The organism is Desulfofundulus sp. JL263-se (assembly GCF_056316025.1).
This window is the reverse complement of sequence record NZ_CM149993.1, coordinates 874,041-889,257: the sequence shown is the minus strand read 5'-3', so window position 1 is coordinate 889,257 and position 15,217 is coordinate 874,041. Positions and strand designations below refer to the sequence as shown.

The 15,217-nt window shown below is 41.9% G+C and carries 17 protein-coding genes and 1 pseudogene; 6 read left to right on the top strand and 12 right to left on the bottom strand.

Annotated features, from left to right (window positions below; genetic code table 11):
* Window positions 1-20: 20 nt before the first annotated feature.
* Both ACX4JR_RS04530 and ACX4JR_RS04525 read right to left on the bottom strand, forming a co-directional pair.
* Entirely contained in the window at window positions 21-977 is a 957-nt protein-coding gene (locus tag ACX4JR_RS04530) for a hypothetical protein (RefSeq protein WP_476059857.1), read from the bottom strand.
* A 34-nt stretch (window positions 978-1,011) separates the two neighbouring features.
* Window positions 1,012-1,794 carry a hypothetical protein gene (locus ACX4JR_RS04525; RefSeq protein WP_476059856.1) on the bottom strand — a complete coding sequence of 261 codons (783 nt, stop codon included), beginning with the start codon at window positions 1,792-1,794 and terminating at the stop codon, window positions 1,012-1,014.
* A 776-nt stretch (window positions 1,795-2,570) separates the two neighbouring features.
* On the opposite strand from ACX4JR_RS04525, the gene ACX4JR_RS04520 reads away from it, so the two are divergent.
* From ACX4JR_RS04520 to ACX4JR_RS04505, 4 genes are all read left to right on the top strand, one after another.
* Entirely contained in the window at window positions 2,571-3,563 is a 993-nt protein-coding gene (locus tag ACX4JR_RS04520; RefSeq protein WP_476059855.1) for a Mu transposase domain-containing protein, read from the top strand.
* Window positions 3,545-4,303 carry an IS21-like element helper ATPase IstB gene (gene istB / locus ACX4JR_RS04515; RefSeq protein ID WP_476059854.1) on the top strand — a complete coding sequence of 253 codons (759 nt, stop codon included), beginning with the start codon at window positions 3,545-3,547 and terminating at the stop codon, window positions 4,301-4,303. Before ACX4JR_RS04520 ends, istB begins: the two co-directional genes overlap by 19 nt.
* A 356-nt stretch (window positions 4,304-4,659) precedes the next feature.
* On the top strand, window positions 4,660-5,340 hold the full coding sequence (locus ACX4JR_RS04510) for a recombinase family protein (RefSeq protein WP_476059853.1): 681 nt from the start codon (window positions 4,660-4,662) through the stop codon (window positions 5,338-5,340).
* A 37-nt stretch (window positions 5,341-5,377) separates the two neighbouring features.
* Window positions 5,378-6,397: a recombinase family protein gene (locus tag ACX4JR_RS04505; protein ID WP_476059852.1), complete on the top strand. Its 1,020-nt coding sequence runs from the start codon at window positions 5,378-5,380 to the stop codon at window positions 6,395-6,397.
* A gap of 93 nt (window positions 6,398-6,490) precedes the next feature.
* On the opposite strand, the gene ACX4JR_RS04500 is transcribed toward ACX4JR_RS04505, so the two are convergent.
* The 7 genes and pseudogenes from ACX4JR_RS04500 to ACX4JR_RS04470 all read right to left on the bottom strand — a co-directional run bounded on the left by ACX4JR_RS04500 (window position 6,491) and on the right by ACX4JR_RS04470 (window position 11,817).
* Window positions 6,491-6,640: a DUF2786 domain-containing protein gene (locus tag ACX4JR_RS04500; protein WP_476060469.1), complete on the bottom strand. Its 150-nt coding sequence runs from the start codon at window positions 6,638-6,640 to the stop codon at window positions 6,491-6,493.
* A gap of 256 nt (window positions 6,641-6,896) precedes the next feature.
* Window positions 6,897-8,183 (bottom strand): group II intron reverse transcriptase/maturase, encoded by a 1,287-nt coding sequence (ltrA, locus tag ACX4JR_RS04495; RefSeq protein WP_476059851.1) that lies wholly within the window; start codon window positions 8,181-8,183, stop codon window positions 6,897-6,899.
* Between the two features lie 487 nt (window positions 8,184-8,670).
* Complete coding sequence (locus tag ACX4JR_RS04490) at window positions 8,671-8,898, bottom strand: hypothetical protein (RefSeq protein ID WP_476059850.1); 228 nt, start codon at window positions 8,896-8,898, stop codon at window positions 8,671-8,673.
* Between the two features lie 246 nt (window positions 8,899-9,144).
* On the bottom strand, window positions 9,145-10,329 hold the full coding sequence (locus ACX4JR_RS04485) for a methyl-accepting chemotaxis protein (protein WP_476059849.1): 1,185 nt from the start codon (window positions 10,327-10,329) through the stop codon (window positions 9,145-9,147).
* 489 nt (window positions 10,330-10,818) lie between these two features.
* A pseudogene (locus ACX4JR_RS04480) lies at window positions 10,819-10,954 on the bottom strand (IS256 family transposase); the annotation flags it as partial.
* 175 nt (window positions 10,955-11,129) lie between these two features.
* A complete protein-coding gene (locus tag ACX4JR_RS04475; protein WP_476059848.1) occupies window positions 11,130-11,336 on the bottom strand; it encodes a hypothetical protein in 207 nt (68 codons plus the stop codon).
* 307 nt (window positions 11,337-11,643) lie between these two features.
* Window positions 11,644-11,817 carry a Spo0E family sporulation regulatory protein-aspartic acid phosphatase gene (locus tag ACX4JR_RS04470; protein WP_476059847.1) on the bottom strand — a complete coding sequence of 58 codons (174 nt, stop codon included), beginning with the start codon at window positions 11,815-11,817 and terminating at the stop codon, window positions 11,644-11,646.
* Window positions 11,818-12,117: 300 nt separating this feature from the next.
* Here ACX4JR_RS04470 and ACX4JR_RS04465 point away from each other — a divergent pair, with 300 nt between their 5' ends.
* The gene (locus ACX4JR_RS04465; RefSeq protein WP_476059846.1) at window positions 12,118-12,492 is read left to right on the top strand and encodes a PepSY-associated TM helix domain-containing protein; all 375 of its coding nucleotides are present in this window, start codon (window positions 12,118-12,120) and stop codon (window positions 12,490-12,492) included.
* A 244-nt stretch (window positions 12,493-12,736) separates the two neighbouring features.
* Here the strand turns inward: ACX4JR_RS04465 and ACX4JR_RS04460 are convergent, their stop codons facing one another.
* Entirely contained in the window at window positions 12,737-13,534 is a 798-nt protein-coding gene (locus tag ACX4JR_RS04460; protein ID WP_476059845.1) for a carbon-nitrogen hydrolase family protein, read from the bottom strand.
* 254 nt (window positions 13,535-13,788) lie between these two features.
* Window positions 13,789-14,136 carry a hypothetical protein gene (locus tag ACX4JR_RS04455; RefSeq protein ID WP_476059844.1) on the bottom strand — a complete coding sequence of 116 codons (348 nt, stop codon included), beginning with the start codon at window positions 14,134-14,136 and terminating at the stop codon, window positions 13,789-13,791.
* Between the two features lie 287 nt (window positions 14,137-14,423).
* Here ACX4JR_RS04455 and ACX4JR_RS04450 point away from each other — a divergent pair, with 287 nt between their 5' ends.
* Window positions 14,424-14,858 carry a CBS domain-containing protein gene (locus ACX4JR_RS04450; RefSeq protein WP_476059843.1) on the top strand — a complete coding sequence of 145 codons (435 nt, stop codon included), beginning with the start codon at window positions 14,424-14,426 and terminating at the stop codon, window positions 14,856-14,858.
* Between the two features lie 58 nt (window positions 14,859-14,916).
* Here ACX4JR_RS04450 and ACX4JR_RS04445 read toward each other — a convergent pair whose 3' ends face one another.
* On the bottom strand, window positions 14,917-15,057 hold the full coding sequence (locus ACX4JR_RS04445) for a hypothetical protein (RefSeq protein WP_476059842.1): 141 nt from the start codon (window positions 15,055-15,057) through the stop codon (window positions 14,917-14,919).
* Window positions 15,058-15,217 lie beyond the last annotated feature (160 nt).

Sequence of the window (15,217 nt, the reverse complement as noted above, 5' to 3'; positions counted from 1 at the left end):
TAGAAATGAACTCCTATTATTCAAAAAAGATATTCATTATTTTTTACGTACAAATAAATGCTTTTAATAGCGCTTAAAATTAAGTATATATAAGCTCGACTAGCGTTTTCCGTTAAATTCCATCTTTCCATTGTTTTTGACTCTTTACTGTGTCCTGCCATATTTCTAATGTCGCCTATAGCACTTCCAATAGAAAAATGTTTATGATGCACTTTATTATCTAATATGCCTTTATCATCCTTGTTATTATATAGCCTATTAATGACCTGACCAATACCATTAGCTTTAGTAACGTCTATCCCGACGTCAATTGAAATCTGCCTTAAGAAGTCTTCAAATGCTCTCCCAGCACATTCGATAGCCCCTCTGGGGTCCTTTTTCTGCTTCTTAAATGCGTCAATCAATTCGTATATTTCATCATGACCGAGATAAGAAAATGTTTCTTCTCCCAATACTTTGGCAACTTCTAATCGAATTGCCATATCTTCATCTAGAGATAAAATATCTTTGGAAATATTTTTTGTTTCAATATTTATTTCATCAGACAATGTTAGTCGATTATCATTTATACGAAATATTCCTGTTGTAGTGCCCCAAGACAAAAATAGGTTTTTTAAAAATCTAGAATCTTTTCCTTGAAAATCAAACAATACATAAACTTTTCTTGATGCATCATCCAAGGAATCACCGTTTAAACAAAATCTTAGAAATATAATAAAAGGCTCCCACTGCTGAAGATATTTCCTTACTACAGTAATTTTAGCTTCTTGATTAGGTGTTCTTCCTAGTAAACTAGAACACTCCTTAGCAACTTCTATGAATTCTTCATTATTTTGCCTTATCATTCCTAAGATACTTGCAATAGCCAGCCCACTCCTGACATAAGAAACGCTTTTACCTGTAAAATTACATATTTGTTCTATTGTACTATTTCGATACGCGCCTAAAAAAGTAACAATGTCAGCAACCAGAATCAATGGAACATTATGTGAAGGTAATTTATACGCCATATTACTCATCCTCAATATCGAAGTGTCCATATGCAAATTTGAAAAAGTTTTTAATCTTTTCTTCTGGCCAACTTGTCATATCAACCTTGATTATTATACTTGGGCCTTGAGTTGTGTTTAAATAATCAACTGGATTAAAATAAGCTGTTTCTCTTTTGTGTTTTGGTATCTCGTTAACAGTATTTCTTTCAAACATTTCAGTTTCACTTTGAGGTATGGAATTTTCGTCATGCTTTTTATCTGGTTTATCAGGAGTCTGGGTAGTACTGTCTTGAAGTTTAGATTTAAAATTCGGGTTCCAGACGATTCGTGTTGGAAACTTACCGCGCCCTTTTATAAATCTACCAAGCCCAATGTACTCTATAATATTACCAAATAAGCTTGCACCGTCTTTTCTATTTCGTTCAGTACTACCATACCCAAACTTTCCCCAAAACCCAATAATTGAACTGAGTTCTGTTTCTGCCTCTTCTTTTGTAGCAATATTATGTAACAAAGACTCATAAGGAGGATAATTCAATACTATTGAAAAAATAATGTTTTTCCTTTCCTCATCATTTTCAGCGTAAGCAATCTGACGTCCTACATCAGTAAAATCCATGTTTGAATCTTTAATAATTCCAAAGCTCCGTAATGCAGATTTTGTATTCCTAAAAGCAGAATCACCCATACCAAATAGAGGTTTAGCCTCTTCCTCATCGTTGTTTTTTAGTCTTAAGGCATTAATTAGTTTTAGTATATTTTCTATTGTTGTGTAAGCAGGTAAGCTTGATTCAAACGCCATTGATTATCACTTCCTTTACAAATATTTCTTTTTCTCCTAACATTGTATCATATTTTACTATACACAACAACAGTTGTTTCTAATAACACCTTAAGCCAAACAAAAACAACCTTTAAAATAATCATTGAAATTATTAACACAGTAAAGATGCCTGGGTAAACAGTTTTTTTCACTATGTCGCCAATCGGAGTCGAAACTGGGCAGGCAATTAAATCAATAATAACCACCTGAAAGCGGACTGTTGCGTCCGTTTTTCCAGTTTTATAAGGAACAGGAAGGAACGTGTGAAGGAACTTTCTTCGTTAAACATACCTACCACAAGAGAGTATTGGTCATAGTTTAATCTATCGAGGTTAGACTTGAGTTTGACAGTGACTCCGAAAAGCTTTGTCGTTGCTGGGTTAAGCACGTGTTACAACAAAAGGGGGTCTAAAATCTGGAAGTACCCTCAACCCTTGATTTGCAAGGACTTCTCATTCTGAGATGTCAAACTCCAGTTAGAGTTTTAATCTTAGTGGAGTAATAACCTGTAATCCTTCTATACGTTGATATTATTGGATTTTCGACGTATCAGGTGATAATAGGGTCATAGTTTTGAATTCATAAAAATGAAACTGTGAAATACTGCAACTCAGTAAACTATTGATATTATTGGGTTTGCGACTATCGAGCATAGTTTCATAGTTTCAAAGTACCTTGCCTTTTCCTTTCCCTACAGCAATGCCGGCTTCTGCGTTCCGGTACCCAGCGAGAATACCCAGTGTTTTCTCCACGCCATGATCCAGGTTTTTGAAATGATTGGCGGTGTTCCCCAGCGCATTCGCTTTGACAACCTCCCGGCGGCCGTTGTTCGAATTGGTAAGGGGGAAGAACGGGAACTAACCGAAGCCTTCACCAGGTTCATGCTCCACTACCGGTTTGAGCCGGAATTCTGCAGCAGGGGCAAGGGCAACGAAAAGGGCAATGTGGAAAACAAGGTCGGTTACACCCGCCGCAACTGGCTGGTACCCTACCGGGAAATATCAAGCTTCGAACAACTAACCCGGGAACTTTACAAAAAAGCCCTGGAAGACCTGAACCGCACCCATTACGCCAAGGGCGTACCCATAGCAGAGCTTTGGGAAGAAGAGAAAAAGGCTCTTTTGCCCCTGCCCACGGTTCCCTTTGAAGCGGTGGAGATTGAAACCGCCCGGGTGGGCAAATACGGCAAGATCACCTGTCAGGGCGAAGTTTACAACATCCCTGGTGCCCGGATTGGGGATACGGTCCTGCTAAAGCTGTGGTGGGACCGGGTAGAGATCCTGGACCGGAACCAGCAGTGCCTGGGCACTTTTCCCCGGGAGTACACCATGAAAACCAAGCCAATTGACTGGAGGGGATACTTCAGCATCTTTATCAAAAAGCCCAGGGGGGCAAGACACGCCACCATGTACCGTTTTCTTACCGAGCCGGTACGCAACTATCTGGAACAAGGGAACCCCTCAGCATACCGGGAGCGGCTTAAGTTCATCCATACCCTGCTGGAAGAGAAATTCACCATGGACTTAATTTCTGGGGCCCTTGAGAAAGCCCAAAGCCACCGGTGGGCAGACCAGGCCTTTATCCGGCATTTACTGTACCAGGCTGCCAACCCGGACAAGCCCCTTGAGCAATTAAACGAAAACTATACACCGGACAGCGTGCGGCAATATATGCCCCAGGTCAACGTCTATGACCTGCTGGTGCCCCGGAAGGAAGGGGGTGAAACCCCATGGCCGGAGCGTCTTTGAAAGAACAGTGTAAGGCCTTGAAACTTGCTCAAGTGCCCCGGATTTACCTGGACATCCCCTACAGTGACCGGGAACAGTACCTTACCGACCTGTTTAAGGTCGAGCTGGAGACGCGCTGGGCCAACAAAATCAAGCGCCTGGTCAAGAAAGCCGGCTTCCCTGTGCATAAGACCCTGGGTGATTTTGATTGGCAGCCGGTTACCCTGCCGGAGAATACCGCCATAACTGATCTTACGGACCTCAGCTTTATTAAACGCCGCGAAAACGTATTGGCTCTGGGGGCCGTGGGCACGGGAAAAACCCATCTGGCTATCGCCTTGGGAATCAAGGCTTGCACAGAAGGGAAAACGGTTTGCTTTTATCGCTGTCTTGACCTTGCAAACACCTTGTTGGAAAGCCACCGCCAGGGCCGTTTAGGCAAAGCAATGGATGCTTTGAAAAAAGCAGATCTTGTCATAATTGACGAGCTGGGGTTTGTGCCCCTGCACCGTGACGGGGCGGAACTGTTGTTTAATGTTGTGGCCCAGGCTTACGAGCGCCAGAGCATAATCGTTACCTCTAACTTGCAATTCGGCCAGTGGAATACAGTACTGGGTGACAACCGGCTTACGGCCGCCCTGATTGACCGGCTGGTCCACCATGCTCACATACTGGCCTTTGAAGGTGAAAGCTATCGCCTGCAAAAAGCGCTGTCGGCCATGCCGGAGGAAAGAAGCCAAACAAAAAACACTTTATCTTAACTAATTCGCGGGATTTAACCTTTTTTCGAAGGGAGCGGCGGCCTTGACTGATTATTGGGTGCCGACGGGGCGGCTCCGGGGAATATGTCATTATAACTAACCCCGCCGGAATCACCATTGTACCACATGCGGGGGCCCCGGCCGTCAAGGCTACCCTTCGGCGCCGCCTGCTAACATGGATTTTAGCCTCAAAGGCTCTCCAAGGAATATACTTTAAATTGCGTGATGGCAACCAAACTGTGTATTTTTTAATTGCCAAATTCGTTATTTATACTTGCCAAACAGAGTCTTACAGGAAAATGAAAAATAAGTTTGTTCAATCGTTTGTAAATATAGGCTAAGAACAAGGTGGTACTATGAAGGGATTACCAAAACGAGCTGCGATACTTTGCAGGGTATCCACAGAAGACCAAGCAGATGGAACCTCTCTTGATACTCAAGCTGAAATCTGTATGGAGGAAGCACGAAGACGAGGTTATCACGTTACAGAAGAAGACATTTTCAAAGAAGACGGTTACAGCGGAGCACTGGGTATAGATGAAAGACCAGTGCTTCATCAACTTTGGGAGAAATACCAGTCAGGAGAATATGATGCTATCTTTGTTTACCGTCAGGATAGACTATCCCGCTCTCTTGCGTTGTTTGCCGCGTTGAGAGATGAAGCGCGAAAGGTAAGACGTTGCGGTATCAAAGGTGATGGTTTTATTTTCGTGCAGGGGTCTAACGATGATACTCCCGAAGGTAAGCTACAGTCAAATATCCTCGCTACCTTTGCAGAGTATGAAAGAGAAGTTATCAAATTAAGAACGATAACCGGTAAGAAAAAGTTAGCGAAAGCTGGAAAATTCGCTGGAGGTTCTCAACCTTTAGGTTATAGGTGGAATGATAAAGAGGAAAAATGGGAAAATGTTGAAGATGAAGCGAGGATAGTCAAACTCATTTACCAGTGGTATGTCTATGGAGACGAAACAGGAAAACCTATGGGTATGGTACAGATTGCGGAAAAGTTAACCGAGTTTAGGAATACCCACGCCTAATCAACTTCGTAAAACTCGTAAAGGACGCGCCGGTAAGATGCAGGCACATTGGAGTGACGCTACAATCCAGCGTATTCTTACTCATACTGCATACGCTGGAACAAATTATCTCTGGAGGGGTGATAAAGTGCAGTTAAGTCCAGAACAAGTTGAAAAAGTGAAAAAGGAAAAAACTGATGGGTGGTTTGAAGTAGACTTCCCACCTATTGTTGATAAGATGCTGTGGGAAAAAGCACAGGAAAAGAGAGTTAAGTCAAGAGGAGGGTTTAATCGCAAGAGACCCAAGCCGATACTTGCTGGACGTATCTTCTGCAGTCTCTGTCAGCGCCCGTTTCACGATACTATGTATAACAAAGGGACGAAGCTGGTGTTTAAGTGTAACGGAAAACTTAAACAGCACCACCTTGACGGCAGTCCGAGGTGTACCATTCCAGTCCTTGATGGTGAAGCAGTTACCACAGAAGTCAAGAAACGAATTATTGATATGCTTCAAAATAAAGACCAGATGCGTAAAGCTATTGATGAGTATGTCGGTTCGCTGGAACGCAGAAAGGAAGAACTAGAAACCCTACTCTCTCCTATAACGGAGCAGATTTCACAGTTACAGGAAAAACAGAAAAGGCTTGCTACAGTTTATGTTGATGGAGCTTTGTCTCATGAAGAGTATAAACGGCAAATCAATGAATTGAAGGAACAGGAACTTGCTATTCGCAAGCGGTATGAACATTACTGGCCGGAGATGGAAAATCTTACAAAGCTAGAACAAAATATCGCTGTAGTCAAAGAAGCGATTGAGGGAGAGCTATTTGATGTCCGCTATCAGCCGGATGAGAATACTGTTACCGAGAATATTGCTTTTGTGAAAGTTCACGATGAAAAACATTTAACGGTCGGATTCCCACAGAGAGTAATGACTTGGGAGGAATTACTTGACAGATTACAAGTTAAGCTGTGGGTGTATCCAGACCGTTTGGAGGTTCGGGGAATTGTCCCGATTGAAGATATAGCGAATCCTAAATGCTGTTGGCTATTTCCACATCTTCTTTTAAGCCGATAAAGTAAATCCCACGACCCAGGCAAGTGTAGGTCGGAAGTTTTCTCCAATAACAGCAGATAGACTCTTTTCGTACCAAGTATTTCTACGTTTTTTTTAAATACAAACGTCTACCACCTGTTTGTCTTGGATATTATCTTGCTGGATTTCTGCCATGGTTAGCCCGTGCTGTGCCATCAATTCCTGAGCCTTTAATAAGGCGGCCTGAGCTTTCTCTTGATAGGTGCTTTGGTCAGTGCCAACAATTTACGTATCTTGTCAAGGATTTTTTGTTCCACCGTTTCTTAACCCTCCCCTTTCTCCATCTCTTTTAGTTGTTTAAGTAGAGTAGGCCCTGGTAAGAACAACTTTAGGTCAAGCCTATCCGTTCGCTCCCCGTTTCCTCTGGGAGTGCCTCACTAACCCAACCATGGTTGCAGTACCAGATGGCCCCTCATCTAACCGTACGTGCGGTTTTCCCGCATACGGCTATCCGACACCATTCACATCAGGCATTCGCAGGTCAGCCCGAGACCAGACTGTATAACCCCATTTTCTTCAGAGTAATGTAGACCCCTGGCTTAAAGGTTTTGCTGTATCTCTGGCTGGTTTTAAGGCCCACCCGGTAGAATCGAGCTGTAACGTAGAAATCCAATTTCCAGAACACTCGGCTTACATTGGTGAGCTTGAAGTATTGCTTCCATCCCCTCAATACCGGGTTTATTTCAGCAATAATGCCCTTTATACCATGGTAAAGACGTTCACGGGAGATTATCTCCCGAATGCGGCCCCGGATTTTGGCAAGTGCTTTATTGCTCGGCTTAAGCTGTATAGGGCGGCCTTTACCTTGCCCCAGTTTTATGCTATACCCGAGAAAATTAAGAGTGTCTCCGGCTTCAAGGTCCAGTATATGGGTCTTTTCTTCGTTTAGGGCTAGACCCAAGCCGGAAATGATACGCTCAACTTCATTTTTAATTGGGGTACCAATATGGCGGGCTAGTATGACAAAGTCATCCGCGTACCGCACAAGCCGGGCATTGTATTTTTCCCCCGGCCCACCTGGCCGATACCATTCCTGATCCAGTTTGTTGAGAACTATATTGGCCAATAGCGGGGATATAACTCCTCCTTGCGGTGTACCCTGGTAGTTCTTTTTCCCTTGTTTGGGGCCACCCGGCTCTACTATTGGGGCAGTAAGCCACCTCCGTATCAGATTCAGGATTTTACCATCGGCGATTCGTTCTTTCAGAGCATCCATTATCTTCTGATGCGGAATGCTATCAAAACATTTAGTGAGGTCTGCATCATAAACTGCAGTAAATCCTTGTTTAATATCTTCCGTGATGGCGTTTATGGCTTGATGGGCACTTCGCTTGGGCCGAAAGCCGTAGGAACAGTCTAGAAAGTCTGGCTCAAAGATTGGCATAATAACCAGCAGGCAGGCCATTTGGACAACCCGGTCTTTTACCGTAGGTATACCTAGCGGTCTTTGGGCACCGTTAGGCTTGGGAATATATACCCGCTTTACCGGTGAAGGGCGGTAGGAGTTGTTGCGCAGTTCATTTGCTATCTGGGGGAGAAAGTTTTCCACACCGATAGTCTTTTCAATGGTTTCGAAATCTACGCCGTCAACACCTGGAGTACCTTTATTAGCCCGACATTGCTGCCACGCACATCTCAGTATATCTGCCCGGTATATTTTGTCATGGAGGCTGTAGAAGCGAAATCCTTTTTCCTGCTTGGCCTTGATGTAAAGTTTACGCTGTAAGGTTCGGACTTTTTCTCGTGACCGTGTTAGCTCTTTAAGCAATCGGCGGCCCTCCTTAACATGTAAACGTTGGTGAAGCAGTGTCCCTTTTCTCCGGCGGGTTATGTTGTCCCGCCTTCACAGATACTATGGACACCTCCGACTCCTTCCAGGGCAGGCTGGGAATTTCGGCCGCTCGAACCTTATATCCCGGCCTTTGAAGGTGCCACCTTCAAGCCCTGAAAGGCCTCCCGTGTTCCTTCAGTAAGCCTTTGATACGTGCCGCCCCTAATCACCACGGCTGTCCTTGCCGCTGCATGTTCCCATTACTTCACGGCAAGTGTCAGGCTTCCCCATCTTGAGGCAGGGTCGCCGACAGCAGCTGTCTTTTCGGGGCCACCTCGGGTTCGCTTGCGCTACGGCCCGCATCACGTCTCGACCTTTCGGCCTTTCCGGGCAGCTTAACGCTTCGGGTCACCCCTGCACGTTTGCCCGGTGACTTCACGGTGAATGGGAAATTGCCGTGGCAGGTACGTTTCAACCTGCTGGCTTACCGAAAGCTTAGCACGGCGCTCCTCAAGTTTGACACCCCGATTCCAGGAACCCGCATAAACACTGAACTTTTTAAGGCACAAAAAGGCCGTTTTACAATATTCTTCGGGCGGCTTTTAATCCAGGCTTCTTTGGAAATCTTACCGAGGTGTTCTATAAGGTTATCGATTTCACCCTCCTGCAGTTTTTCCAGCCGCCCGAGGTTGGCAATTACTTTCTGGCGCACTTTGCCGTTTTTCCGGTAGCCCTGTACTATCTGAACATATGTGCGGGTAGTCCCGCCTTTGTTTTTGCAAGTGGTTTTACAAATGGTGGAGCGAAGCCGGTATCATGACCACTTGTTGAAGCTTCGCCCCAAGAGTTTAACGCTTTGGTTCTCTTCAAGGATAACAAATTTAAAAGATGAGATTTATACAAAATGATTTATACTCCCTTATGCCAGAAATAATCCTTTCTTCTAGTATTGGCTTCTCTATATAAATGCATTATATAACTTCACGAATGCTTTCAAGAGATCACCCGAAGCGTTCATTAAATCCTCAACATTTTTCGCCGTACATTCCCTGGCTAAATTTTCAGCAGCACCATGTACCCTTTTATGCGGTTCATCTATTTCTACAAAAGCCTCTAAATGACCGTACCTGGCTTTGTTAGCTTCGTACCATTTTCCAAAAGCACATTCGGTATGGTTCGCAATCTTTGTACCTTTTCCTGCTTCAGCTATTGTGTTTCTTACAAAATTGGCATGGTCTACTAACCTTGCGGCTAGAATGTTTATTGTTGATTTACTATCAGATACCTTTAAGATAGGAGCTACTATTTTAACCAAATGATTAGCTTCATTTTTTAGCAAGTTACTAATAAATTCACAGGTCTCGGTCAGTTTTTGAGATATATTAGCTAGATTTTCCGCAGCATTAGTTTGCTGTTGCATAGCACCTGTAATATTTTCTACCATTACTGCACATTCTTCAGCTTGTTTGGTATTCTCCTGGATAATTTCTCTTATGCTATTAGAGCTATCTAAGTACTGTTTAAAGGTATCTTGAACTTTTGATATATTACTCTTCGTGATAGATGCTTTTGCGTTCATCTGGTCAGAAGTCTGTTTCACATTGGTAACGGCATCCTTGGTTTGACCGGCTAACTTGCGAACTTCTTCTGCAACAACATTAAAACCTCTACCAGCTTCCCCTGCCCTGGCCGCTTCAATGGCAGCATTCAATGCCAGCAAATTGGTTTGGTCTGCTATATCCGATACATTTTGACTGATATCATCAATATGTGTTACATGATCACTTAATTCCTCAACATTATTTACCATTTCCTGCAATACTATTTCGGTTTGCTTGCCAAGCTCACCAAGTTCATTAATCTTATTTACACCTTCTTCTGCTTCAGCAGTAACTTGTTGCATTGAAGTATTGATCTGTTGAACAGAGGATAAAACTTCTTCAGTCATTGCAGACATTTCTTGGCTTGATGAAGCAAGTTCGGTCGCCTTCTGTGTTATTTCTTGCACTTTAAGCATGGCATGAAAAGAAATAAGTTCACAATGAGCTAAAGAAAAAGTTGCTACAGCAGAAATAAAATCTGCCTTATCGTTTTTGGTATTTTTATCCATAGAAGACTTTGACTGTTGCTTTTTAAAAAACATAACTCTCATCTCCCATATTTTGTATCTTTTAGCTAATTCATTATCTTGTATAAGTCTACCCCTGTCACGGAATTTAAGCAATCGGTTCGAAATACCAATCTTATCAATTTTTCTCAGATCTCCTGGCAAGTGTGGGTTCTATTTCTTTTTACCAGGAAGTCTTTTAAATGGTCAACTTCGATTCAAATGATTACAGGAATGCTCGTATACCATTCTTCACCGTCCCGGACATATTATTTGCTTTTTTCATTACATTTTCGCTTCCCTAAAAAATAAAAATCCCGGCATTTTGCCGAAGCTTATTTTTTATCGAACAGCACATCTACATCACTCTCCCCTTACCCACCCAGGAGGACAAGGCAATGCTGGAGAGCAACCCGAGCGCCTGGTGGGGTTCCGCCGGGAGCAGCAGGGACAGCATTAAAGCTGCCTTTCTTCCCTATTTCCAAGCAACTGCTATCCCTGAGGAGAACAAAAGCGATAAACTCATTATATGGTCATCATTTCTGCTTCCAACCTGTCGCCAAAGTAGATGGCGAATTGGAATATGCAGTTTTCTTCCAATTCCTGACCGACATGGTCCATTTTCTGCCGCTTCCATGGTGGCCAGGCAAATAATCTTTTCAGGGCTTCCAAAGACTCGTTCCTTTTGTCTTTAGCTATGACCTAAATTTACTGACTTATTCCGACCACGTTAGATAAAGAAAAACCTCCTTCCTTGCGGAAAGAGGTCATTAACAAGTAACTTTTTTGGGGAGGGAACTGATAAAAATAAAATTGATATAGTAGCAACATGGTACTTATTTCATTAATAGAGAATATTTTTTAGTTTCAGCTCTAGTTATTTGCATTCTTTCCTCTAACATATTACTTAATATCTTTAAATCCATTTTGCTTAAAGATTCAGGTTTTTTATACTGAAGAACTTCTATAATTGCATATTCAACTTCGTCAGGGTGATATCCATATGAAATTAATCGTTTTCGTATTTCTTCTAATTTCATCATATCTGCCCAAAAAGTTACAATTTTTTACTTATAAATTCTTATTTTTATTTAAGTATAGAAATTGGGTCATGTAAATAAATCTATTATCCTAAATATATGGGACTAAAGTAACAAACTATAAGTCTTCCATAATTTGCATTAAAAAATTCCTTTACCCTTATTTTGCTTCCGCCTTATAAAGCCACAGATCACGTCAAACTAAAAACCGCCCCTTCTAGGGCGGTATACCAGACTTTACGCCGGTTTTGGTTCGCAGTTCATTTGCTCTTTTTGAGGGAACTGCGCAGACAGGCACTCAAAGAAAGCCTTACTTCTTTCCTTTCTCCCTCAACAACCGTTCATACTCGTTCAACACAACATCCAGCATCCGGCTGACCGCTATAACTTCCGGGTCAGTCAGGCCTTTATCCTTCGCCACATCTTGTAACTTCTTCCGCAGTTCCTGAATTCTGGTTAAAATTTCTTCCAATTCTTTAAACAATAAAATTTCTCCTTCCCTGTGAAAATCAGTTTTAGATTGCCCACAGAGAAGAAAATATATAACAACCGCCCACGTAATACGCCGGTTTGGCCTGAATTTTTTGCTCGATACCCCAATTCCTCCCAGATAAACATAAATTTATAATTTTTTCTCATCCTTGAAACCGATTAACAAAAAGATCCGGCCCGAGCCCATTTAAACCAGGAGGATTTATTCCTCCTTCCGCATCTTTAAAATAAAGAAATGCTCATATAATATAAAACAAATAAGGTTTACAATTCAACCAGGGAGGTTAAGCAATTGTTCAGCACGCGCACGATTCGAAAAATTCACCGTATTTTCGGCCTGCTGGCGGCTGTATTTTTCCTGAATGTGGCTGTAACGGGCTTATTATTGAATCATCAAATACAATCTGGCCCACTTGAGAAAGTACAGTACATGCAAGGACAGGCCGGTAAAAAAGCGGCTTTGCAGAAGGCACGCTTTGGTTCTAAAAGCACGGCAGGTGTTAATCCACGCGAATACAGGTCAAATCCCAGGGCTAGCTTCCTTAAAACCTTACACGCAATTAGAATCTTTGGGAGATCTTTTACGATAATTGCCGATTTAACCGCCCTGGCGTTAATTATGAGCACCCTTACAGGTATAATTTTATATATTCGCACCAGAAATTAGTGATAACAACTGTCATGGCCATAATCCAGCAAAAACTATTTGATAAGCCAACACAACAAAAAAACGCCCCATCCGGAGCGCCTAAAAAGTATGTACCATGAGGCTGGAGCGGGCAGAGGCCTCGCCTCTACCTAAACACAAATAATATTCTACATTTTTTACCTCTAACGTCAACTAGCAGATATAATCTGCAAATTATTTTCTATCTTCTGGGAAAATTTTCTTCTTCCAAAGTTTATTGAGCCTAATAATTGTTCAGGCGGTCCGCCCTGAAGTTATATTCCTTTCTTACCTGTGCAATGAAATCTAAATCAATTTCACAGGACACAATTTGCTCTCCATCACCCAGCACTTTGGGCCGGACCGTAAAATCTATCCAAGGGGGGCAAAATATTGACTGGCCGAAATCTTTGCCGGCGCGGTTAATACTTAACAGGTAAATTTGGTTCTCCAGTGCCCGGGTTATCACGAAATGATGCCAGCTGGGGTAGGAATTATCCCGGAAAAAGGCGACGGGATGCAACAAGAGGTCAATTCCATGAGACAAAGCCATTTTTCTGGTTAACTCCGGAAACCTGATATCATAACAAATAATGATACCCACCGAAACGGAACCCAGCCGAAAGGTGCGTATTCTATTCCCACGGACAAAATAAACTTTTTCCATAGAACGGCCAAACTGGGCAATATGAATTTTATCATATAAGGCTATTATTTCACCTGAGGTATTTACCACTGCCTGGGCTATGGTATATCCCTTGCCGGTTATACGGGGAAAACCATAACAAATATGACATTTGAGCCTTTTCGCCAGGGAGGAAAAGCATGCAAAACTGGGCCCGTTATTAATGTTTTCAGCCAGATGGGACAGGTGAGCAAAAGTTTGCTCCCCATAACCTGTTGTTGAAAGTTCCGGCAAAACATAAAGATCATAGCCCGGTTGATCTAATATGAGTTCCCTGGCCCGCTCAAGATTATAATCTGTATCTTTTTTAGATACAGCATTTCGGTTAGCCAGTTGTATGCCTAAAACATTAATCACTTTGCCACACTCTCTTTCAAACTTTGCAAACAGTTCCGGGCAAAATAAAAAAGGCAAAAAAGATTTAAACGGTAAACAGCACCAGCGTGAACAACGCCCCTTTAGTGGGGCGTTAAATTGATGATATATAATGTATTAAATTGCCATTGAGACTGATTAATTTTGCAAAAAGCTCTATATACATAACCTGCCAACATCGAGGGAGTCAATATATCTGCTGGTTAACGAAAAAAATAGAAGGACGACTTCCCCTTCTACTTCCCTTCTGCCTTAATATTTTTATCTTTTCCCCCCGCATCTTTTAATGTTATAAATACTGCCTTTTCATTATCATCCCATTTAGCATTAAATGTTCCCCTCTTGGTTATTCCAAAATACTTACAAAATCCTTTACTTTGAATTTTTCCATTAGCTATTTTCAAGCCACCGTTTTCAACCGCTCTTAATCTGATAGTTTCGATTTCAGGATCATACGCTACTTGAACATTTGGTTTATCCATTTTATCCTGCAAATCGGCACTCAAAATTAAATGCGTTTTTGTTAATTTTGCTGAACCAGGCCTTAAACTACCCTTCCCTGCATTATATTCAATAAAGACCATTTTAAGTTTTATCCTCCATTTATTTAATAATTAATCATATACAATTTATCATAATAAATTTTAATAAGCAAGATTATATTTAACTTATCAGTTTATTTTATTCTTATATACTCCTTTTTATTTTTCGCATTAATTTCAGGTCCATTTATTTATCTAATTCATTTAAGCAAGCTGATAGAATGAGACACTTATAACACCAAAAATTTTATAACCAGCGCATAAATATTTCAATCAACAGGTATACTAAACATGATGCAAACCCAACAAAACCAGCAGGAGGGATCTCAATGGCTCAATCTTTACAAGAAATTATGACTAAAAATGTTGCCACGGTAAGCCCGCAGCAGTCAGTACAAGAAGCAGCACAAATAATGAGCCGTTACAATGTGGGCTCGGTACCGGTAGTACAAAACGGGGAATGCGTGGGGATTATTACCGACAGGGATATTTCACTAAGAGCCACAGCCCAGGGACTTGATCCCGCCACTACAAAAGTAGAGTCAGTAATGTCCAGAAATGTAGTTACGGGAACTCCCCAAATGGATATTCACGAAGCCGCTAACTTAATGGCACAGCATCAAATTCGCCGCCTTCCTGTAGTTGAAAATAATAAATTAACCGGCATAATATCCCTGGGAGATTTGGCTGTACAGGACATCTATCAAAATGAAGCCGGACAGGCCCTGTCCGAAATCTCCCAACCCTCTGCCCCACAAATGTAGTTGCAAATATATAAAGCCCGACCAGGTCGGGCTTTATAACATGATCCTTTTTAACAAGTTAATCTTTACCTTCTCTCCCATTCTCATTATCGAATAATAAAAGTTTTTTAGACATTTCTACCCTGGCCAATTCCACCTTAAAAAAAGGTTCCTCCCAAAAATGTATCAACCACTTGTGTATCTTAGTTCTAAAGCCCATTTATTTCACCCCTATGGGTTATTATGTCCTGAAGCAAAATATCAAATACGGTAATACCGGCCTGAAAAAAGGCAGGGACAACACTCCCTGCCTTTTACTATCACATATAATTTTTTTTGTTAAGCCATTGTAAACCCGTGATCCTTACAGCTTTTATTAA

What these genes read in the sequence shown, in the direction of transcription:
- ACX4JR_RS04525 (WP_476059856.1), bottom strand. Translation starts at nt 1,794, where the DNA reads ATGGCGTTTGAATCAAGCTTACCTGCTTACACAACAATAGAAAATATA.
- ACX4JR_RS04520 (WP_476059855.1), top strand. Translation starts at nt 2,571, where the DNA reads ATGATCCAGGTTTTTGAAATGATTGGCGGTGTTCCCCAGCGCATTCGC.
- istB (WP_476059854.1), top strand. Translation starts at nt 3,545, where the DNA reads ATGGCCGGAGCGTCTTTGAAAGAACAGTGTAAGGCCTTGAAACTTGCT.
- ACX4JR_RS04510 (WP_476059853.1), top strand. Translation starts at nt 4,660, where the DNA reads ATGAAGGGATTACCAAAACGAGCTGCGATACTTTGCAGGGTATCCACA.
- ACX4JR_RS04505 (WP_476059852.1), top strand. Translation starts at nt 5,378, where the DNA reads ATGCAGGCACATTGGAGTGACGCTACAATCCAGCGTATTCTTACTCAT.
- ACX4JR_RS04485 (WP_476059849.1), bottom strand. Translation starts at nt 10,329, where the DNA reads ATGTTTTTTAAAAAGCAACAGTCAAAGTCTTCTATGGATAAAAATACC.
- ACX4JR_RS04475 (WP_476059848.1), bottom strand. Translation starts at nt 11,336, where the DNA reads ATGATGAAATTAGAAGAAATACGAAAACGATTAATTTCATATGGATAT.
- ACX4JR_RS04455 (WP_476059844.1), bottom strand. Translation starts at nt 14,136, where the DNA reads ATGGTCTTTATTGAATATAATGCAGGGAAGGGTAGTTTAAGGCCTGGT.
- ACX4JR_RS04450 (WP_476059843.1), top strand. Translation starts at nt 14,424, where the DNA reads ATGGCTCAATCTTTACAAGAAATTATGACTAAAAATGTTGCCACGGTA.
- ACX4JR_RS04445 (WP_476059842.1), bottom strand. Translation starts at nt 15,057, where the DNA reads ATGGGCTTTAGAACTAAGATACACAAGTGGTTGATACATTTTTGGGAG.